This is a genomic window from Rheinheimera aquimaris (assembly GCF_020531985.1).
Classification (GTDB): domain Bacteria; phylum Pseudomonadota; class Gammaproteobacteria; order Enterobacterales; family Alteromonadaceae; genus Alishewanella; species Alishewanella aquimaris.
The window spans coordinates 294,489-313,002 of sequence record NZ_JAJAVQ010000004.1; the positions used below are offsets into that span (position 1 = coordinate 294,489).

Here is an 18,514-nt window from a genome sequence, read left to right on the forward strand (position 1 = left end):
GGTTACCAGTTAAAACTAAGCTGATTTTTAACGTTATTAGTTTTATTCGCAACCGGCCGTTTTCGGCTGGCGTGGCGGATAAACACAGCCTGCTGTTGTTGTTGCCAGCGAAGATGATCCTGCTGCGTTAACCACTGACTTAATTTTGCTCTGGCGCTTTGCTGAGCCCGATGCAATTCAACCACCGGTGCCGGGTAATCAAGGCCTATCAGGCAGCCGTGTTGCTGTTGCATTGATAGCGGCATCAGCCAGGGGGTGTGGATCCAGCTGTCAGGCACTGAGCCAAGCTCTGGTAACCATTGCCTGATAAATAGCCCTCTGGCATCTTTTTGCTGGCTTTGTATTATCGGGTTATACATGCGGTTTGGGTTAATCCCTGTCGTACCTGCCTGCATCTGAATTTGCGGATAGTGGATACCAGGTTCGTAATCTATAAAGCATTGGGCCAGATGCAAAGCAACAGGCCGCCAATGCAGCCACAAATGATAACTTGCGAATGCGACCAGCATAGCGCGGGCACGAAAGTGCAGCCAGCCGGTGGCCAGCAGGCTACGCATTGCTGCATCAATTAGTGGATAGCCTGTCGTGCCGGTCTTCCAGGCGTGGAAATAAGCGGGGTTAAAATCTGTTTCACGCAGACCATCGAAGCCGCGGTGCATGTTAAAAAATTCAATAGCCGGTTCATCCTCCAGCTTTTGTATAAAGTGGCAATGCCAGCGCAACCGGCTGAAGAACGCTTGCAAACCTTGTATTTGCCGCGGCTTTTTTGTCGTTTTCATGGCCAGATAGCTTTGCTGTTGTAATTGTCGGAGGCTGAGCATGCCATAGCTAATAAAAGGACTAAGCCGGGAGCAGCTTTGTACCGCCTGTGCCGGTAGTGATATATGCTGGCGGTAGTCACTGCAGCGTGTGGCAAAAAAGCTGTTGCAAGTCTGTGTTGCGGCTGTAGCACTTTGCCACGATTGGCAAAGTGGCAGATCTGTCGTGCGGGTTGGCGCCAGCGCAGATAAGTTCCAGTTGGGCTGCACGATAAAGGGCAGCGAGCTGACAGTGGGCGTAACTGCAGATTTGAGCCAGTTGTCAGCCAGCGTAAACCAGTCATCACGGCTGCTTAACGGCCGGAATACAGCGAACTGGCGGTGTTGATGCCAGGGAATATTCAGGCTTAGCAATAAACGCTTTACGGCAAGATCGCGCTGGTAGGTCCATAGGTTACCTGTTTCTTCATGGCTATACACAGCACTGATACCATATTGCTGGCATAAGCGGCTAAGTACGGTTGTGGCTGGGCCCTTTGCGATTAATAGTGGCTGGCCAAGCGCCTGAAGTTTTGTATTTAACTGCATAAGCGCGGCAGATATAAATTGCCAGTGCCGTAACGACACATCACTTTGCTGCCAATAGTCAGGTTCAATAATATAAACCGGCAGTACTGCGCCATGGCGGGCAGCCTGATACAACGGTTGGTGATCATCAATTCGCAGATCTCGCTTAAACCAGACTAAAGCCGTCATAATGCCAGCACGCCCGTTATCGCATGAACAAAGCTGCCATCCGGGTCGTAAAGTTGTGCCTGCTTTTGCACATTAAAGTGGCGGGCCTGACTATTGCCGGTGCCGGCAATGTAAGCCCAATTACCCCAATTGCTGGCACAGTCATAATCCAGCAGGCGCTGTTCGAAGTAAGCTGCGCCCAGGCGCCAGTCAATACCTAAGTCGTGGATAAGATAACTGGCAACATTTTGTCTGCCACGGTTACTCATTAAACCGGTTTGATTTAACAGGGTCATATTGGCATCGATAAAGGCATTGCCGGTATTCGCACTGCACCAGTTACGAAAATGCTGTTGCTGGTCGGTGTTCAATACCGGCGCGGTGAAGTTGATTTGGCTCTGAATGCCGCCTTTGCTAAACCAGCGAGCGTCATATTTGCGGAATTGCCAACGGAAGAACTCGCGCCACAACAGCTCAAACTTCAGCCAGTAGGTTGAGTCATTTGCCAGGATTTGCTGCTCGAAACGTTCAATTTCGTGCCATAACCAGCGTACCGACAAGCTGCCCAGTGCCAGTGCAGAAGAACTAAAACTGGCATAGTGTTTTCCAATCAGCTGATTACGGCTGTCTTTGTAGTGCAAAATATGTCGCTGTTGCCAGATATAGTGCTTCAGGTGAGCCATGGCCGCGTCTTCGCTGGCTTTAAACTGCAGCTGGTGCGGTAGATACTGTTGTAGTAACTGAGTAAAGTCAGCATTGTAACGCGCTGTCTGAGCAGGTGTAAGCCAGGTGTCGTCCGGCATTGCAATGTCAACTGGGAGAGCAACCTGCAGCGATGGCTCGTATTGTTTACGAAAGGCGGTAAAGCTGTCTGGCAGTTTTGCCAACCCGGGATCTGACGTGGTACCGAGCAGGGAGTTGCAATCGAGCGTGGTGACACTGAGCTGCTGTGACAGCCTGGCTATTGCAGCGTATTCATAGGTCGCTACCGGCTTGGCGCAGTACAGGCGTGTTGCACCCAGTTGCTGAGCCAGTTTTAGCAGGCTCTGCGCCGTATCACCAAACAGGGTAATAAGGCCAATATTTCGCGCTGCCAGAGCATTGCTCAGTGAGCGGATAACGGATAGTTGTTGCTGCAGTCGTTGCAGGTTTGCGCGCTTGATACCATATTGCTGGGCGAAGAATGCATGCCGGTTTAACACTATAACAGCTGCTTTAGCGCTGCCGCCATCAGCAATATGCAACAAAGGGTTGTCGTGCAGTCGCAAGGTGTCATTTAACAGGATCAGACTCACACTCATAACTGCTCCAGCGTATCCAGTGTCTGAGCGGCTTTGGCCAGAATATGGGCTTTGTCTTCATCGCTACGTTTGTGCCAGTTTGCATATGCCAGCGCCAGACGCGGGTTGGCCGACAGCCGCTGCTGATTACGCTGCAAAAAGTCCCAGTACAGCGCATTAAACGGGCAGGCATCCTGCCCAGTGATGTTTTTTACGTTGTAACTGCAGTGTTTACAGTAGTTGCTCATCCGGTTGATGTAAGCGCCGCTTGCTGCATAAGGCTTTGACGCCAGCATGCCTCCATCAGCAAATAATGCCATGCCAAGGGTGTTGGGTAGTTCCACCCATTCATAGGCATCGGCATAAACGGCCAGATACCAGTCTGTCATTTCATCGACTGACAAGCCTGCCAGCAGGGCAAAGTTGCCGGTGATCATCAGTCGCTGAATATGGTGCGAGTAAGCATGATCAATAGTACTTTTTATCGCCTGTTGCATGCAGCGCATGCTGGTATTGCCATGCCAGTAATATCCGGGCAAAGCACGCTCCGCATGCAGGAAGTTATTTTGTTTGTAAGCCGGCATTTTCAGCCAGTAGAGGCCCCGTACGTATTCGCGCCAGCCTATTAACTGGCGGATAAAACCTTCAGCCGCATTTAGTGGTACCAACCCTTGCTGATAGGCCTGTTGTACTTTATTGCACATCCAGCGCACATCCAGTAAGCCACAGTTTAAATAGGCCGAACAGATACTGTGCTGTAAAAACGGTTGTTCAAGGCGCATGGCATCCTGATAATCACCAAATTGTGGCAGTTGCTGCTTTACAAAGTGTAAAAACGCCGCGCGAGCCTCTTTGCCTGTTACCGCATAGCTAAAATTGTCACTGCGGCCCATATTGGCTGCAAATTGCTGCTGCACCAGCTCAGCGACTTCAGCAGTAATGGCATCGGGCGCAAAGCTGAGCGGCGCATCAGGTTGTTGCTGTTCTGGCCAGGCTTTACGATTGTCGCTGTCGTAATTCCATTTGCCCCCTTCGGGTTTATCACCTTGCATCAGTAAGCCGGTATAACGGCGCATATCGCGGTAAAAATACTCCATTCTGAGCTGTTTTTTACCCTTGGCCCATCTGGCAAAGCGAGCCAGATCGCAGATGAAGCGGTCGTCGCCGAGGATCGTCACTGGCACAGTTAACAGCTGCTGCCAGCTGAGAATTTCCTGTTGCAACCGATATTCACCGCATTCAGTAATGATGACTGTCGTTACAGCAGGATGCTGCGCCAGCACATGTAGCACAGCATCTGTCATGCTGATAATTTCGGCAATATCGCCATATTTGATGTAACACACTTGGTATCCCTGCTGCTGCAAGGTTGCCGCAAAGTGGCGCATGGCGCTGAACAGTAAGATGATTTTGTGCTTGTGATGCTTCACATAGCTAGCTTCCTGGCCTACTTCGGCCAGCATAATAATGTCATCTGGCAGCAGCTGCTGCAGGCTGGCTAACGCCGGGCTTAACTGGTCACCCAATACGACTATCAGTCTTGGCATGATATACACTGTATGCAGTTTAATGCAGGCTGTTACGGACAGTGGGCGGGCAGGGATCAGTATGTAGCGTCGCAGCGAAACTTTGTGTTATGTTATAACAATTGCAGATTTGCTCACCGGAGACACAAATGAAGTGCAAAACCCTGATACTAGGTATGATGCTTTCGGCACTGCCGCTTACTGCATTCGGCCATACCGATGCTGAAGAACATCAACATGATCACGCCGCTGACGAGTTCACGACTTTGGGCAGCCATGTGCATGGTAAGGCGCTTTTAACGCTGGTACTGGAAGGCAATGAGATGCAGCTGGCATTTGAATCTGCCGCGCAAAGTGTTATTGGGTTTGAGCACAAACCTGCAACTGCTGAACAAAAACAGGAAGTTGCAGCAGCCATTGCCGTTTTTAACCAGGCAGACTGGTTTAGTGTTAATCAGGATGCGAATTGTGAACTGGCGCAGGCTGATGCCAGTACTGATCTGACCGAGCCTCACGCCAACGAAGGCCATGCCGATTTTTATGCTAATTATCTGTTATTGTGCCAGCGTCCGGCCCGGTTAAATCAATTGCAACTGCATGTTTTTAGTTTGCTACCGACGTTGGAGCATATCGAGGTGCAGTGGATTATCAACGGGCGCCAGGGGGCGATAGAAGCAACCTTACAAAACAGTACTGTGACTTTCTGAACCGGATAAAAAACGGCAGCCAGAGCTGCCGTTCATGCATTACAGGGGGCTTAGTAGGTATATTCTTCTACACTGTCAGCTTTCAGGCTGTATGCGGCCTGGCCTAAATCGTGAGTCATCACTTCTGTTGTTAAGGTACCGCTTATCCAAAATGGCGAGTAAATCATGTCGGCTTTTAAGTTCTTGGCACCGCTTACAAAAATCATTTGATTTGGCGGTGGTGGTGGCACGTGAATACATGCCCCGAAATAAGGCACCAGGAAGAAACTGGTAACATTTTGCTCGCTGTCAAATTCCAGCGGTACAATAAAACCCGGCACCCGGATTTTGGTATTGTTATATTTTTCAACCACCTTGGCTGACTTCAGTATTTGCTGCCACTGCTTCGCTGCCGGGTCATCGCCTTGATAATTATCATCGAAAGGTGATGGCTGGCTGTAATCATGTTGTACTTCCGGCATTTGCTGCAGCGCTTTTAAATCTTCTTCCGGCATTAAATCGGTCCACTCAATGGTAACCGCTTCGCTGGCCTGCAGCGGGCTGGAAAATAGCATGGCCGAACAACTTGCGACCAGTGTCATATATAACGCAACAGATAACGTCCGTAGCATTGGAGCTTGCTCCCCTAAGTTGGCATAATGGCAAAAAACGTTCACATCATAACATGACACTGAGTACGCCTGTGACTGACAAGCCGAAAATTCCTGCCATTGACCTCAAACAGCTTAAGTTCCATTACCGTCCCGGCGGCTGGCAGTTAGAACTGCCTGAACTGACATTGCATAGCGGCCAACATTTATTTGTGCGCGGCGCTTCTGGCAGCGGCAAAACGACCTTGCTGAACTTGTTGTGCGGTATCACCAGGCCGGTCAGTGGTGAGCTGTTTATCAGCGGGCATGCTTTACATAAATTGTCCGGTGGTGCCCGCGATAGCTTGCGGGCTAAGCATATAGGTGTGGTGTTTCAACAACTGAACCTTATTCCTTATCTGTCTGTGCTGGATAACACCTTACTGAGTAGTCATTTTGCCGGGCAAAATAAGGCTGAAGCACTAAGCAGGGCTGAACAGTTGTTACAGCGCCTTAGCCTGCAGCAATCATTGTGGCAGCAGCCGGCATCAGAACTTAGTGTAGGCCAACAGCAGCGCGTAGCAATAGCAAGGGCATTGTTGCCACGGCCAACTTTACTGATTGCCGATGAGCCTACATCGGCACTGGACAGCGACAACCGCGATGCGTTTATGCGGGTGATGCTGGCAGAGGCCGATGCGAACAACTGTACTGTGGTATTTGTCAGCCATGATAAGAGCCTGCAGCAGTATTTCCACTATCAGTTGGATATGCTGCAGCTGAAACAGGGAGTTCAGCCATGTTAATGAAGTTGGCCAGGCTTAGCCTGTGGAATCGTCGTGGCACTGTATTGATGACCTGGCTGTCACTGACGATCAGTATCGCGTTGCTGCTCGGTATCGATCATTTACGTACTGAAGCCAAAAATAGCTTCACCAGCACGGTATCGGGTACAGATCTGATTGTAGGTGCCCGAGCCGGGCAGCTTAATCTGTTGCTGTATTCTGTATTTCGCATAGGCAACGCCACGGCCAATATCAGCTGGCCAAGTTATCAGCGCATTATCAAGCACCCGCAAATTGCGTGGAGTATTCCGATATCGCTGGGTGATTCACACCGTGGTTACCGGGTAATGGGCACCAGCGGCGAGTATTTTCAGTACTACCGTTATGCCAACAGCCAGCCTTTGGTGCTAAAAGAGGGGACGGCGTTTTCTGGCGTATTTGAAACCGTGCTCGGTGCCGATGTAGCGCAGAAACTAGGCTACACGCTTGGCCAGCAAATTGAACTGTCGCATGGCGTGGGCGCTGTCAGTTTTAGCCAGCATAAAGATAAACCCTTTACTGTGGTCGGCATCTTAGCCAGAACCGGTACGCCGGTCGACCAGACGGTGCATGTCAGCCTGGAAGCGATAGAAGCTATTCACCTTGACTGGCAGCAGGGCGCACCAATGCCCGGGCGGCAGCTTAATGCGGCACAGGCGCTGGCACAGGATCTAACTCCTAAGTCGATTACCGCTTTTATGGTCGGGCTAAAATCGCGGATGGCAACGTTCACGTTACAGCGGCAAATCAATGAATACAAAAATGAACCCCTGACCGCTATTTTACCGGGCGTAGCCCTGGCTGAGCTGTGGCAAATGCTGGGTATGGTTGAAAACCTGTTATTAGTCATTAGCTTGCTGGTACTAATGGCTGCGCTGGTTGGCATGATAACTACACTGCTGGCGTCCATGAAACAGCGGCAGCGGGAAATGGCCGTGCTGCGGGCCGCCGGTGCACATCCCTGGTATTTATTTGTGCTGGTACAGCTGGAAGTGCTGTTGGTAACAGTGGTGTCTATGCTCTCTGCCGCTGCGCTGTTATTTGTCAGTCTGGTAGTGTTACAGGATAAACTTGCGGCAGATTATGGTTTGTTTGTCGGGCTGAATATTATCCGGCTGAATACGCTGTACTGGGCGGGCGCTATTGTGCTGCTGTCTGCGTTGCTGGCTATGGTACCCGGAGTGCTGGCTTACCGTAAAACACTGTCTGATGGTCTTACGGTCAGGCTGTAACCAGTGTAACAGGCAGAGTCAGGCTGACTGTACACCCTTTATCGGTGTTAAACAGTCTTACCTCGCCCTGTAACAGATGCGAAACCAGATTAAACACCAGCGTTAAACCCAGACCTTTGGCACCATCACTGCGACGGGTCGTAAAAAACGGTTCAAAGGCGCGGGTGAGTTCATCCTCAGTCATGCCCCGGCCGTTATCTGCCACATCCAGTTGCCAGCTATGTTTATTCAGACTTGCGCTTATCACTATTTGTCTTGGTTCCGGGGTATCAAACGCATGAATACAGGCGTTTTCAATCAAGCGTGTTAGCACTGTTGCCAACGGGCTGGCATAGCTTTGCACTTCGATGTCTTCCGGCACCTGCAGCTCAGCCTGTACCTGGTATTGCTGTAACACAGACGCCATGCTGGTTAACACCTGTGGAATAAAGCGGCTCAGCTGCAGCCATTCCGCCTGCTGTTCTGTGCCGGTGGTGGCCGTTTGTTTAAAACTGTTGACCAGGTCAACAGCGCGCTGCAGGTTGGCATTAACCATAGTAATGCTGTGCTTTATTGTACTGCCACTCTGGCTGAACTGTTGACGCGTTAACTGATTGGCATGAAAGAGCTGTTCCAGTTCGAGTAAAGTTGCCTGAGCGTGGCTGTTGGCTGTTACTGCGACGCCAAGTGGGGTGTTAATCTCGTGTGCAATGCCGCTGACTAACCGGCCCAGGCTGGCCATCTTTTCCACTTCAATCAACCGGTGCTGTGTCTGTTGTAATTGCTCCAGCGACTGCGTCAGCTCCTGCGTGCGCTGACTGATAATCTGCTCCAGTGAGCTGTTCAGTTGCTCGAGCTCAGTCTGGTAACGTATACGCTCAGAAGCACTGAGTGCCCGGCCATAAATATCAGCCAGAAAGCCGGCAAAAACGACTTCATCATCGCGCCATTTTTTTGTGACGCGGTGCTCAATGCAGATAATACCCACCATTTCACCATGGTGGCGGATCGGTGTGTCCAGCATGGAAAAAATCTGTAACGGGGTAAGGTAGTCTATCGAAAACTCGCTGGTATACGGGTGCGTATGCGCATCCTCGGCGACGATATTTCGCTCTTCATCCAGTGCAGCAAAGTACCGTGGAAAATTATGCCGGGTAAGGGTAATGTCCGGTTCTGCCAGATGTGTTTCGCAATCGAGCAGATAGGTACAATGCATTTGCGAATGATCGTCTGACAATAGCCAGACACTTGCTCTGTCGGTGCCTAGTGCCTGATTTATTGCACTCAGAATAACCCGATTGCTGGCCATTAAATCGCCTTTATCAATATCAGGATTGCGGCTGATTTGTGAAAGAATGTGCTGTAAATTAGCAAGCATCGGTAGTGTCAGTGCCCCACATTACGTTCTGGCAGATTTTGCATCTGTGAAAGCAAATGTATAGCATCTAATAACGGTAAGTGCGAAATTTTATTGAGTTTTTTCATTATGTTGGCGCGGATAAGATAACTGGCTATACTACGCGCTTTAACACATACCGAGAATGTTATGCAGCTGTTTTTAGTCTATATCGGTGGTACTGCGCCAGGCGCAAATATTGAGCTGCACGATGTACGCTTCGTCGCCGCAGATAAAATAGAGGATACCTATCCGCTGCTGTGTCAGCAGTGGTTTGGCACCATCAAAGGGCTGCACGTAGACAGCTACATGCAGGTAAAACATATTGACGGTTACAGTGTCAGCTTACACAGCACGCCACAGCACAGTGAGCAGAAATTGTTTTTCGTCAACTTTGGCGGATACTACCCGGATAAAATTGCCGAACAGCACGAATTCATGTTGTGTGTGGCGGCCAGTAACGTTGAGGCAAAAGTCAGAGCAAAACAGTGCCTGTTGACCGATGCGGACAGCCAGCATAAAGACGACCTGCTGGAATTAGATGATTGCTTTGCGCTGGAGCAGTTACAGGGACTCTACATCCACCTGACGCCATCCGGCCAGAGCCAGCCAATGCGGCCTGACTGGTCTGGCTATCAGGTGATAGGTTAACGCACAGCCGGTTGGTCAGGCGCGCTGTAGCACAGTGTCATCTGTGGCCGGTTGCTGTTATCAAAAAGCTGCTTTTCCAGCAAGGCACGTAGCTGCAGATATTCCGGGCTTAAGCTGGCATTGGTGGTGCGTGCATCAAGGTAATAGGGCGCCCTGATGCCGTTGAACGCTATCGGTTCGCCTATCTGTATAAAATGCAGGCCCACCCGGCGCAGGGCGCGGGCAAGCGCCGGTTCTATCATCACATAGGTATGTATCCGTCCGGCGCGTAAACACAATATCTGCGCGGTCAGATACAGCGCCACCGCAACCAGCTTACTGCAAGCCCGTTCAAGTGAGGGTTGCCCGCTGAGCACCCGGCAGCGTATGGCTGCAGGCACCGCCAGACGCGATATTTCACAGATATGCTGACGGCTGAAATTAGCCGGTGCCAGTACGGTATTGGTAAAATTGCCGGCAAAATAATGCTCTATCGGTAACAGCTCATTTTTAAACTGCGATGTTACGATGCGCACTGTACCTGCCAATGAACCACTTAATACATGTTTTACCGCGACATGCATGGCGCGTTCATCATAACCGTCATACTCCAGTGCATCGGCCCGTTCGGGTTCAAACTGCAGTTCTTCGCAGTAAACCTGATGTCTAAGCTGATAAGTAGCCTGGCGTAACGGCTCGGTATTGGCCTGAACGGCGCGGAAGTATTCCGGAAAATGGTGTGAAAGTGAATGTGCTGTATGCTCAGGCTGCGCTGCGCAGGTAGGATCTGTCGCAATAGCGGCCGAGCTGGCTACAGATTGTAAGCTCATTTAGCGCCCCAAAGATCTAAGCTGCTGTGTTATCAGCAGGCGGTTTGGCATTAATATTTATAGTGCGCCTGACTAAGCCAATCCTTGGGTTTGTAAGCTGATACTCATCAGAAGTATCACAGGCGCAAATACTATGCGGGGGAATTGCGGTGGGGTCAAACGTCTGGATAGCCAGATTTCCCTATAGCAGAACCAAGCTGGGCTAACAGTTTGATTTTAATCCAGGAAAAAAATTTCTTTTTTTAACGATTGTAACTGAGTGTTATTCAGCTGCTGTTAATCTGTTATATTGGCTTTTTTATCAGATAGCGTAGCCTGGCCGGCAGAACATTGCTCAAGTTGCTGAATATCAAGCTGAACTTGTCTGGCGAGCTGTCTTAACTGAATAAGCCGCTCATCACTTAGTGAAATTTGACAGCGCAGCGCCGCCATCACACTGGCAACCTGTATTTGCAGCGCTTTGCCACTGGCCGTTAACACCACATGTTTTACTCTTTCATCCTGCTTTGACGCTATACGTTGCAGCCAGCCTTTTTGTTCCAGCTTTTTCACCAGTGGCGTTAACGCGCCGGAGTCAAAAAGGGTTTTGCTGCTTAACTCACCTAAGCTGATATTGTCTTGCTGCCATAGCGCCAGCATTACAACATATTGCGGGTAGGTTAAATCAAATGGCTGCAGCAAGGGCCGGTACAGTCTGACCACGGCATTTGACGCACTGTATAAGGCAAAACATAGCTGCTGTTCTAACGGTAAAGTGTGTTTCATCGGCTTTTTCCGTATTATTTTCAGCTAGTGTAACAAACTTAAGCTACACCCTTATAGTGCCGCTGAATATAGAATAGCTATTTTTGTTATATGCAAATATCTTGCATGCAAGATTAATTGAGGCTACTATGTACTCGTTCTCTGAATACAACGCTCTCTGATAATCAACTTAACTGAGGAAACGATGATGGATATTCTTTACAAAGCAGTAGTAACGTCAACCGGTGGTCGTGATGGCGCCGCTAAATCTAACGATGGCTTGCTGGATGTGAAACTGGCTGCTCCAAAAGAGCTGGGCGGTGGCGGTGGTGCGACTAACCCTGAGCAATTATTTGCTGCTGGCTATTCAGCCTGTTTTATCGGTGCACTGAAATTTGTTGCCGGTAGCGAGAAAGTTGCTTTGCCAAAAGATCTGAGCCTGCGCGCAGAAGTGGGAATTGGCAAAATTGAAGGTGGTTTTGGCCTGGATGTCGATTTATTCATCAACCTGCCAGGTATGGATAAAGCAGCAGCAGAAGCACTGGTAAATAAAGCACACCATGTTTGCCCATACTCAAATGCAACCCGCGGCAACGTTGATGTACGTTTACATGTAAACGTGTAAAACGCTTGTTGCTGTATAAGCCGGCCTTGGTGCCGGCTTTTTGCTTTTTTAACCGTGCTACTATGCCTTTTCGCTAGCTGCAGGCTGCACAAAACGGCTTAGCAGCGCCGGTAGTATGGTTAAATCGGCTGCCAGCGCCATCAGCATGGCTGCTGCTGTCAGTAAGCCAAAGTAAACACTGGGCAAGAAGCTGGAAAAGCCAAAAATAGCAAAGCCTGCCGCAATTACCGTAGACGTAAACAGCATGGCAATGCCGGTATGGGCAAAGCTATTTTGCAACGCCTGGCCCCGCGGTGCTTTAAGATAGTTGTGCACGAAATGAATGGTGTCATCCACGGCGATACCCATCGCAATCGCCGCTATGGTAATGGTCATAATATCCAGCGGTATGCCAAGCCAGCCAATCAGTCCGAGTATGCCAAGTGTCGTACACACATTCGGTATCAGTGCAATAACAGCAATTTTCACGCTACGGAAAATCAGCAACAGTAGTATCGCCATGGCTAAGTAAACCAGCCCCAGCGTTTTAATTTGCGAATCGAATAAACGCGACAGTATGTCCTGATACAACACAAACAAATTGGTCAGGCTGTATTGCTGCGGCGTAAGCCCAACACTTTGTAAATCCTGGTTCAGCTGTTGCATCAGCTGCTCGCGGTCTAGCCCGGCGGTGGTATCCTGAATGCGGGTTGAAATGCGGGCTTGCAGCGGTTTATCTGACAGATAGGCGCCCACCAACTGGCTGGCGACCTTCTCGTCCAGCAGACGGTAAATTGAATTCAGTTCATATTCTGTCAGCGGTTTGTCGTCATTAAGCTGCCGGGCCAGGGTGGTAAAGTTAACCAGTGAAGTGACATTGCCGCTGGCCGCAAAGGCTGCTACCGCAGCATGTGCCACATGCAGCTGATTAAATTGTTTGGCACTTAACAGCAGGTTACTGTCGCTGTCTTCCGGTTGCAGGTTAATCACAATATCCAGCGGTGTTGAGCCGCCAAATTCCTGATCAATAAACCTAAGTTCCTGATACATCTGCGTATCGCTGGCAAAATAATTAATAAAGCTGTTCTCAACATTAAGCCGCATCAGCCCTGGCAACAGCAGTGAAAAAAGCAGCAGCACCATGACTATACAGGCCCAGGGCGCACGCTCTACCAGGCGTCGGGTAGCTTGTAAACCGGCAGTGATAAAAGCAAAATCGTCTGTTTCGGTGTTGGCTTTTAGCAGGCTCAGCAGGGCAGGAAACAATAGCAGGCTGACGCTCATGGTGATCAGCATGGCTATCAGCATCATAAAACCAAACGCGACCACGGGCTGAATGCCGCTGAAGATCAATGAACCAAAACCAACCGAGGTGGTTATTGTGGCATAAAAACACGGTGCCAGCTTTTGTTGCAGGGTGCTGATAATACGCTGCTGCTGGCTGTGATCCGGGTTATTGCGTGCTACCTCACGATACGTGGCAATAAGGTGGATCATTACCGCCAGCGTCAGAATAAGTTGTAGCGCAATAAAATTGGCCGATATAACAGTGGCGCGAATATCCAGCACGGCAAACAAACCCAGTGTCAGCCAGACGCTGGCTGCGCATGCCAGAAGCGGAAACAGCACCCAGCGGATACTGCGGTATAACAGCAGTAACAGCACCGCAATAATGCCGGTGATGGCACTGCCAAATACAGTCAGATCGCTTGAGATAATATCGACCAGATGTTGCGCTACTACATAGGCGCCTCCGGTAAAGGTTTCAGCCTGCTGCGCTACCTGCTGGTTAATGTGGCTAATTTGCTGAAGCTCCTGCTGGCGCTGTTTAACCAAAGCCTGGCGTAACGGGGCGGCTTGCTGTTGCAGCTGCTCCAGTTGTTGTTCTTCGTCAGCGGTCAATGGCCGCTGCAGGCTGTTTTGCTGCACCGCCAGGATTTCCTGCTCCAGTGCGCTAAGCTCAGGGTCGGGTTTAAATACAATTTGTAGCGCAGTTGCGGTTTGCGCTTTATTGATCAGCAGGTCGGTAAAGATAGGGTGGTCAGACAGCATTTGTTGCATCTGCTGCGGTGAAAACTGCTGTTTTTGCCAGGTGAGCTCTGTAACATCGGCGTCTGACGTTAGTACCGAGGCATCGCTAAGCAGCGGCACTGTCAGAATGGACGTCACGCTTTGTACCCTGGATAACGCCAGGTATTGCTCGCGTAGCCAGGTCAGATCAGTAAAGGTGGTGTTACTGAAAATTTCACCGTTGCGTGGTTTATATGCCACCAGAATAAACTCATCGGGCGAAAAGCGCTGATTGGCCTGCTGGGTTTTAATGTACAGCGCATTGTTTTTGACCAGCAAGGTATCAGCTGAAGCATCAATGCGAAACTGCGGCACAAACACTGCCGCAGCAGCAAGTAAAACGGCAAACAGCAGCAAAATGGCAATACGCAGCTGTAATATGCGCTGTGCCAGCCAGTTGCTTACCGGCGTGTTACTGCTGTGGCTGGCTGAAGTGGTCATCGCGCTTTACTCCCTGTAAAAACTGATTACGAAAATACAGATAAGGATCCTCTGCCTGGCGGTAAAGCTCTTCATATACCCGGGCGCGGTCGCTAAAGCTGTCAACAGCATCTACCCCTTGCAAATAATAGGTGTCCGGCGGGTTGGTTACCTGGCCAATCGGGTCGAGCAGGTATTCGCTGACAACCGAGGTTGAGCCGCGCACATTGTTTTGCCCCAGAATAGGCAGCACCAGATAAGGCCCAGGCGCGACACCATAACCGGCTAAGGTATCGGCTATCGACTGCTTAGCTTCTGGTAAATCAAACCAGGCGGTTGCCGGGTCAAATAAGCCCAAAATACCAATGGTGGTGTTAATCAGAAAACGGCCAAGGTTAGTACCGGCGTCTTTTAGCTCACCTGCTGCCAGGTTGTTAAGCATGCTCAGAGGCTCACGTATATTGCTAAACGCATTACCTATTTTGTCCCGCACCGGTGCCGGCGTTATGTATTCATAGCCTTTTGCCAGTGGAATAAGCGCATAGGTATAGGTGAAGTGGTTAAAGGCAAAGGTGCCACGGTTCCAGCCTTCCAGCGGGTCGTTGTATTGCTGCGCCTGCTCTTCGCCTGTCGCCGGGGCGCGCTCTGCCATATCAACTACGGTGGGCTCAATTTCAATCTTGCCCTGCGAGGTTTCAATAGTGGCGGTTTTACCACTGCTTAACTGTTCGCTGGCGGTAAGCTCTGCGTTGGCACTATCATCAGTGCTCTGGCTGGTTATCGGTGCCGGGGTATCTTCAGGCGGTGTCTGGGGCTGGCTGGCACAGCCGCTTAACAGCAACAGCAGTATCAGGCTAAGCGTGGTATTAGATGTCATAGAGTGCTCCAACGCAGCTAATTAACTGCATTTAGTGTTTATTCTGTTTATCTGAAGCTGCTTTTTTATCGCTGCTGTTAGCAGCGGCTTTATCTTTATCGTCAGATGTCACTGACGTGAAATCAATAATATCCTCCACCCGCATCTGGTAAGCCTTTATAAAAGCGTTGTAGAACAGCCCACCTATCGCTTTTAATACTGAGGTATCCGGTGAACTAATATCACCCTGTATCGGGATCCTTGTCGCTATCAGCTTCTCATCGTCATTTTCAAACAGCTCGGCCAGTGCCGCAGACAGTGCCTCAATAAACAGCTGTAGGGGGTTATCGTCGCCTTTTATCACATCGTTAACCACATCTTCTTTCCAGGAGAACACTTCAAGCTGATAAATGCCAGCCTTAACATAGCCATTCACCTGGCCTTTATCACTGGCCAGTTCGGCTGCCAGCTCAAACTCACCGGCTTCAACATCAAAAGGGGCATAAATTTTTACAATGCTATCAGTTACTTTTGTAGGTAGCTTTTCCATTTGCATATTGATGTCAAAACTGGGCTTTTTCACGTTAGGGTTAAACTTGCCGCGGATAAAAAACGGTGCGCTGCCGCCTACAGTTCCTTCAAGGTCGATGTCGGTTAGCAGCTCAGACTCGGCGTCATTATGTAAATTACGTACCTCGCCCTGTACGTCGCTTAAAATCAGCTCGCCCAGCACATCTTTGGCAATGGCGTTAAACTCAATACGGCCGTCATACAGCGACAGCTTATCGATAGAAAACAGCGTTAAGTCATTCGCCAGGCCAATCCAGGTACGCTCATCCAGCACGGCATCTTCGGTAATATCGGTTTGGTCGGTGCGGTCCAGTGCCATTATTACCGGTTTATAAAACTCCATCGTGGTAACTATTTCACCTTTTAGCAGCTTGGCCCACGACAGCTGTAAACTCAGGCGCTCGGTAGAAAACAGCGGCAGCTTGCCTTTGTCATTGTGCTGAAAAATTTCGATTTGCTTTATATCGTAACCACCGCGCCACAATGCTAAATCGATATCCTGCACATGGCCGCTAATACCCTGCTGGCGCTGCAGCAGTGAATTGACGTACCACACCATGGCTTCAGGCGCAGCGATGCGCGCTACCAGTGAAAGCAGTAAAATGGCGATGGTTATTTTGACCGGTTTGTTTAATGTCATGCTGTTGTTATGCCCTGACTAATGCGCCGCTATTGGCTTGCAGCTTATTCAGACTACGCAGCAAAGATCATTCCAGTTGTAGGCCGATTTTAAGCTTTTGAAATATATTGATTTTATCTGGGTTGGGGCAGGGCGTAGCGCTAAAGTATTGTAGCAGTGGGCTATTTTTACCCACCGGCTATGTAAAACTGACATAGTGCTGGCAGGCATAAAAACAAAAGGCCAGCATTACTGCTGGCCTTTGCTAGGTGGTGGAGCTGGCGGGAGTTGAACCCGCGTCCGAAAAACCTACATCGTCGGTACTACATGCTTAGCACATTCATTTAGTTAACCCTATGAGCGCCGAATGGCAGGCTATCGTCGGGCGAGCCTGATTGGTTTTAACGTTTTGTCTCCAGGCGAAGACGCGACGCGATCCTGTTAGGGGTGATCTTCCAGAGTCTCAGCTTACAGGCATGCGTGAGGGGAAGAGCTATCTACTGCTTATTAGGCAGCGATTGCGTAAGTTTCGTCGTTTGCGACTATTTAATTGAGGCTTTTTTACGAGGCCTACCTCACCTCGGCATGCACCTAAGAGTTCGTGAATCCCGTCGAATCCAGAATCAGCCCCGAATTCTGTGGTGTTACACTTACACTTCAGTGTTTGGCTATTGTACGCAGCTCACTGTGGTTACACAAGCTAGCATTGTCTGATAGCACATTTTAACGACATAACCTTAGATGGGGTTATGCCGATAAAGTTTCAAGGGCACTCAGCGTTTAGAGTGCTTCATCATCCGTTCTTTTTCGCGTGACCAGTCTCTGTCTTTAATATCATCACGCTTATCAAAGCTTTTCTTACCCTTCGCCAGATGAAACTCCAGTTTTACCCAACAGGCTTTCCAATACATAGCCGTGGCAACCAGCGTATAGCCTTCGCGCTCTTTCAAACCAATCAGCTTGTTAAGCTCGCGTTTGTGCAACAGCAGTTTACGGCTGCGCTCTGGGTCACATACCACGTGGGTTGAAGCGCTGTTTAATGGCTGAATTTGTGCACCCAGCAAAAAGGCTTCGCCGTGGTGCAAAATAACGTAAGAGTCAGACAAGTTTACCTTGCCCTCGCGGATACTCTTCAGCTCCCAGCCCTGCAGGGCTACGCCGGCTTCGTAGCGGTCTTCCAGAAAGTACTCATGCCGCGCTTTGCGGTTTTGCGCTATGGTACCGTTCTTGTTTTTGTTTGCTTGTTTTTTACTCATAATCTGTTATTTATCGCAGCTCTGTTTTGGGTGACGGCAGTGGCTCAAGCCTTGTTGCAGCGCATTAATCTGTTACAATCGGCGGCGAGTTTAAAGGGGAGAGAGTATGCCACAAATTGAGCGCAGTGCGCTGGTTTTTTATAGTGCACAGCAGATGTTTGACTTAGTCAACGCTATACCTGATTACCCTCAGTTTTTGCCCGGTTGTTCCTCTGCCCGTATTATCAGTCAGTCTGATACTGAGATGGTGGCATCATTGACCGTTTCCAAGGCCGGCATAGGCCATAGTTTTACCACCCGCAATACTTTACATCCGCATCAGCGTATTGGTATGCAACTGGTGGATGGGCCATTTAAACGCTTAAGCGGGGGCTGGGAGTTTCAGCCATTAAGTGAGACGGCCTGTAAGGTAATCTTAAAGCTGGAGTTTGAGTTTTCCAGCAAACTGGTACAGTTTGCCTTTGGCAAAATTTTCTCTGAGCTTACTGCCTCCATGGTTAATGCCTTTACCCAGCGGGCAAAGCAGGTATACGGAGACCAGCATGGCTGATTTTATTACTGTAGAAGTGGCATACGCACTGCCGGAGCGGCAAAGTTTGCTAACCGTTAATGTGTCACCTGATAGCAGCGTGCAGCAAATCATCGAGCTAAGCGGTATTTTGCAGCAGTTCAGCGAAATAGACCTTAACAGCCAGAAAGTAGGTATCTGGAGCCGGCCGGTGAAACTGGATGACCGGGTAAAAGCAGGCGACAGGATAGAAATTTACCGGCCACTGATTGCTGACCCGAAAGATTTACGCCGGCGCCGGGCTGAAAAGGCAAAAGAAGAAGGCCGGGCAGACAAAGTAACCGGTGGCCGGCCGCATGATGTTAAAGCCAGCAGCGAATAAAAAAGCCAGCTTCCGCTGG

The 18,514-nt window shown here is 49.8% G+C and carries 18 protein-coding genes and 1 other RNA gene; 7 read left to right on the forward strand and 12 right to left on the reverse strand.

Features of this window, described 5'->3' with window-relative positions; translation table 11 throughout:
* Nucleotides 1-2: 2 nt before the first annotated feature.
* From LHL18_RS13920 to LHL18_RS13930, 3 genes are read right to left on the reverse strand one after another with little or no spacing between them, the layout of a single operon-like run.
* Nucleotides 3-1,514: an FAD-binding domain-containing protein gene (locus tag LHL18_RS13920; protein WP_226767511.1), complete on the reverse strand. Its 1,512-nt coding sequence runs from the start codon at nucleotides 1,512-1,514 to the stop codon at nucleotides 3-5.
* Entirely contained in the window at nucleotides 1,511-2,794 is a 1,284-nt protein-coding gene (locus LHL18_RS13925) for a DASH family cryptochrome (protein ID WP_226767512.1), read from the reverse strand. The genes LHL18_RS13920 and LHL18_RS13925 overlap by 4 nt, the downstream gene beginning before the upstream one ends.
* Nucleotides 2,791-4,320 (reverse strand): cryptochrome/photolyase family protein, encoded by a 1,530-nt coding sequence (locus LHL18_RS13930; RefSeq protein ID WP_226767513.1) that lies wholly within the window; start codon nucleotides 4,318-4,320, stop codon nucleotides 2,791-2,793. The genes LHL18_RS13925 and LHL18_RS13930 overlap by 4 nt, the downstream gene beginning before the upstream one ends.
* Before the next feature lie 128 nt (nucleotides 4,321-4,448).
* Between LHL18_RS13930 and LHL18_RS13935 the strand changes: the two genes are divergently transcribed.
* Nucleotides 4,449-5,006 (forward strand): ZrgA family zinc uptake protein, encoded by a 558-nt coding sequence (locus tag LHL18_RS13935; RefSeq protein WP_226767514.1) that lies wholly within the window; start codon nucleotides 4,449-4,451, stop codon nucleotides 5,004-5,006.
* Nucleotides 5,007-5,056: 50 nt separating this feature from the next.
* Here the strand turns inward: LHL18_RS13935 and LHL18_RS13940 are convergent, their stop codons facing one another.
* Nucleotides 5,057-5,617 carry a DUF3299 domain-containing protein gene (locus tag LHL18_RS13940; RefSeq protein WP_206109661.1) on the reverse strand — a complete coding sequence of 187 codons (561 nt, stop codon included), beginning with the start codon at nucleotides 5,615-5,617 and terminating at the stop codon, nucleotides 5,057-5,059.
* Between the two features lie 71 nt (nucleotides 5,618-5,688).
* On the opposite strand from LHL18_RS13940, the gene LHL18_RS13945 reads away from it, so the two are divergent.
* Together LHL18_RS13945 and LHL18_RS13950 are read left to right on the forward strand one after the other, a co-directional pair.
* The gene (locus LHL18_RS13945; RefSeq protein ID WP_134057446.1) at nucleotides 5,689-6,381 is read left to right on the forward strand and encodes an ABC transporter ATP-binding protein; all 693 of its coding nucleotides are present in this window, start codon (nucleotides 5,689-5,691) and stop codon (nucleotides 6,379-6,381) included.
* Entirely contained in the window at nucleotides 6,375-7,631 is a 1,257-nt protein-coding gene (locus LHL18_RS13950) for an ABC transporter permease (RefSeq protein WP_226767515.1), read from the forward strand. Before LHL18_RS13945 ends, LHL18_RS13950 begins: the two co-directional genes overlap by 7 nt.
* On the opposite strand, the gene LHL18_RS13955 is transcribed toward LHL18_RS13950, so the two are convergent.
* The gene (locus tag LHL18_RS13955) at nucleotides 7,621-8,988 is read right to left on the reverse strand and encodes a sensor histidine kinase (RefSeq protein WP_226767516.1); all 1,368 of its coding nucleotides are present in this window, start codon (nucleotides 8,986-8,988) and stop codon (nucleotides 7,621-7,623) included. The two genes, LHL18_RS13950 and LHL18_RS13955, sit on opposite strands and share 11 nt — an antisense overlap.
* Nucleotides 8,989-9,156: 168 nt before the next feature.
* Between LHL18_RS13955 and LHL18_RS13960 the strand changes: the two genes are divergently transcribed.
* Nucleotides 9,157-9,657, forward strand: a complete 501-nt coding sequence (locus tag LHL18_RS13960; RefSeq protein ID WP_226767517.1) for a DUF1543 domain-containing protein — start codon at nucleotides 9,157-9,159, stop codon at nucleotides 9,655-9,657.
* Here LHL18_RS13960 and LHL18_RS13965 read toward each other — a convergent pair.
* Both LHL18_RS13965 and LHL18_RS13970 read right to left on the reverse strand, forming a co-directional pair.
* The gene (locus LHL18_RS13965) at nucleotides 9,654-10,466 is read right to left on the reverse strand and encodes a PEP-CTERM/exosortase system-associated acyltransferase (protein WP_134057437.1); all 813 of its coding nucleotides are present in this window, start codon (nucleotides 10,464-10,466) and stop codon (nucleotides 9,654-9,656) included. The two genes, LHL18_RS13960 and LHL18_RS13965, sit on opposite strands and share 4 nt — an antisense overlap.
* A 276-nt stretch (nucleotides 10,467-10,742) precedes the next feature.
* On the reverse strand, nucleotides 10,743-11,231 hold the full coding sequence (locus tag LHL18_RS13970) for a MarR family winged helix-turn-helix transcriptional regulator (RefSeq protein ID WP_226767518.1): 489 nt from the start codon (nucleotides 11,229-11,231) through the stop codon (nucleotides 10,743-10,745).
* 184 nt (nucleotides 11,232-11,415) lie between these two features.
* Here LHL18_RS13970 and LHL18_RS13975 point away from each other — a divergent pair, with 184 nt between their 5' ends.
* On the forward strand, nucleotides 11,416-11,835 hold the full coding sequence (locus LHL18_RS13975; RefSeq protein WP_425542626.1) for an organic hydroperoxide resistance protein: 420 nt from the start codon (nucleotides 11,416-11,418) through the stop codon (nucleotides 11,833-11,835).
* A 60-nt stretch (nucleotides 11,836-11,895) separates the two neighbouring features.
* Here LHL18_RS13975 and LHL18_RS13980 read toward each other — a convergent pair whose 3' ends face one another.
* The 5 genes from LHL18_RS13980 to smpB form a co-directional block, all read right to left on the reverse strand.
* Nucleotides 11,896-14,325: an efflux RND transporter permease subunit gene (locus LHL18_RS13980; protein WP_226767519.1), complete on the reverse strand. Its 2,430-nt coding sequence runs from the start codon at nucleotides 14,323-14,325 to the stop codon at nucleotides 11,896-11,898.
* Nucleotides 14,297-15,181: an MlaA family lipoprotein gene (locus LHL18_RS13985; RefSeq protein WP_226767520.1), complete on the reverse strand. Its 885-nt coding sequence runs from the start codon at nucleotides 15,179-15,181 to the stop codon at nucleotides 14,297-14,299. The genes LHL18_RS13980 and LHL18_RS13985 overlap by 29 nt, the downstream gene beginning before the upstream one ends.
* Nucleotides 15,182-15,212: 31 nt before the next feature.
* Complete coding sequence (locus LHL18_RS13990) at nucleotides 15,213-16,370, reverse strand: DUF748 domain-containing protein (protein ID WP_226767521.1); 1,158 nt, start codon at nucleotides 16,368-16,370, stop codon at nucleotides 15,213-15,215.
* A 249-nt stretch (nucleotides 16,371-16,619) separates the two neighbouring features.
* Nucleotides 16,620-16,980, reverse strand: a transfer-messenger RNA (tmRNA) gene (gene ssrA, locus LHL18_RS13995).
* A gap of 142 nt (nucleotides 16,981-17,122) precedes the next feature.
* Entirely contained in the window at nucleotides 17,123-17,605 is a 483-nt protein-coding gene (smpB, locus tag LHL18_RS14000; RefSeq protein WP_134057427.1) for an SsrA-binding protein SmpB, read from the reverse strand.
* Between the two features lie 106 nt (nucleotides 17,606-17,711).
* Between smpB and LHL18_RS14005 the strand changes: the two genes are divergently transcribed.
* Complete coding sequence (locus LHL18_RS14005) at nucleotides 17,712-18,155, forward strand: type II toxin-antitoxin system RatA family toxin (protein ID WP_226767522.1); 444 nt, start codon at nucleotides 17,712-17,714, stop codon at nucleotides 18,153-18,155.
* Nucleotides 18,148-18,495 carry an RnfH family protein gene (locus tag LHL18_RS14010; RefSeq protein WP_226767523.1) on the forward strand — a complete coding sequence of 116 codons (348 nt, stop codon included), beginning with the start codon at nucleotides 18,148-18,150 and terminating at the stop codon, nucleotides 18,493-18,495. Before LHL18_RS14005 ends, LHL18_RS14010 begins: the two co-directional genes overlap by 8 nt.
* The last annotated feature ends 19 nt before the right edge of the window (nucleotides 18,496-18,514 follow it).

Excerpts from the sequence above, each read along its gene's own strand:
- LHL18_RS13920 (WP_226767511.1), bottom strand. The coding sequence starts at position 1,514 with ATGACGGCTTTAGTCTGGTTTAAGCGAGATCTGCGAATTGATGATCAC.
- LHL18_RS14010 (WP_226767523.1), top strand. The coding sequence starts at position 18,148 with ATGGCTGATTTTATTACTGTAGAAGTGGCATACGCACTGCCGGAGCGG.
- LHL18_RS13970 (WP_226767518.1), bottom strand. The coding sequence starts at position 11,231 with ATGAAACACACTTTACCGTTAGAACAGCAGCTATGTTTTGCCTTATAC.
- LHL18_RS13985 (WP_226767520.1), bottom strand. The coding sequence starts at position 15,181 with ATGACATCTAATACCACGCTTAGCCTGATACTGCTGTTGCTGTTAAGC.
- LHL18_RS13950 (WP_226767515.1), top strand. The coding sequence starts at position 6,375 with ATGTTAATGAAGTTGGCCAGGCTTAGCCTGTGGAATCGTCGTGGCACT.
- LHL18_RS13940 (WP_206109661.1), bottom strand. The coding sequence starts at position 5,617 with ATGCTACGGACGTTATCTGTTGCGTTATATATGACACTGGTCGCAAGT.
- smpB (WP_134057427.1), bottom strand. The coding sequence starts at position 17,605 with ATGAGTAAAAAACAAGCAAACAAAAACAAGAACGGTACCATAGCGCAA.
- LHL18_RS13955 (WP_226767516.1), bottom strand. The coding sequence starts at position 8,988 with ATGCTTGCTAATTTACAGCACATTCTTTCACAAATCAGCCGCAATCCT.
- LHL18_RS14005 (WP_226767522.1), top strand. The coding sequence starts at position 17,712 with ATGCCACAAATTGAGCGCAGTGCGCTGGTTTTTTATAGTGCACAGCAG.
- LHL18_RS13960 (WP_226767517.1), top strand. The coding sequence starts at position 9,157 with ATGCAGCTGTTTTTAGTCTATATCGGTGGTACTGCGCCAGGCGCAAAT.
- LHL18_RS13965 (WP_134057437.1), bottom strand. The coding sequence starts at position 10,466 with ATGAGCTTACAATCTGTAGCCAGCTCGGCCGCTATTGCGACAGATCCT.
- LHL18_RS13975 (WP_425542626.1), top strand. The coding sequence starts at position 11,416 with ATGATGGATATTCTTTACAAAGCAGTAGTAACGTCAACCGGTGGTCGT.
- LHL18_RS13990 (WP_226767521.1), bottom strand. The coding sequence starts at position 16,370 with ATGACATTAAACAAACCGGTCAAAATAACCATCGCCATTTTACTGCTT.
- LHL18_RS13980 (WP_226767519.1), bottom strand. The coding sequence starts at position 14,325 with ATGACCACTTCAGCCAGCCACAGCAGTAACACGCCGGTAAGCAACTGG.
- LHL18_RS13930 (WP_226767513.1), bottom strand. The coding sequence starts at position 4,320 with ATGCCAAGACTGATAGTCGTATTGGGTGACCAGTTAAGCCCGGCGTTA.
- LHL18_RS13935 (WP_226767514.1), top strand. The coding sequence starts at position 4,449 with ATGAAGTGCAAAACCCTGATACTAGGTATGATGCTTTCGGCACTGCCG.
- LHL18_RS13925 (WP_226767512.1), bottom strand. The coding sequence starts at position 2,794 with ATGAGTGTGAGTCTGATCCTGTTAAATGACACCTTGCGACTGCACGAC.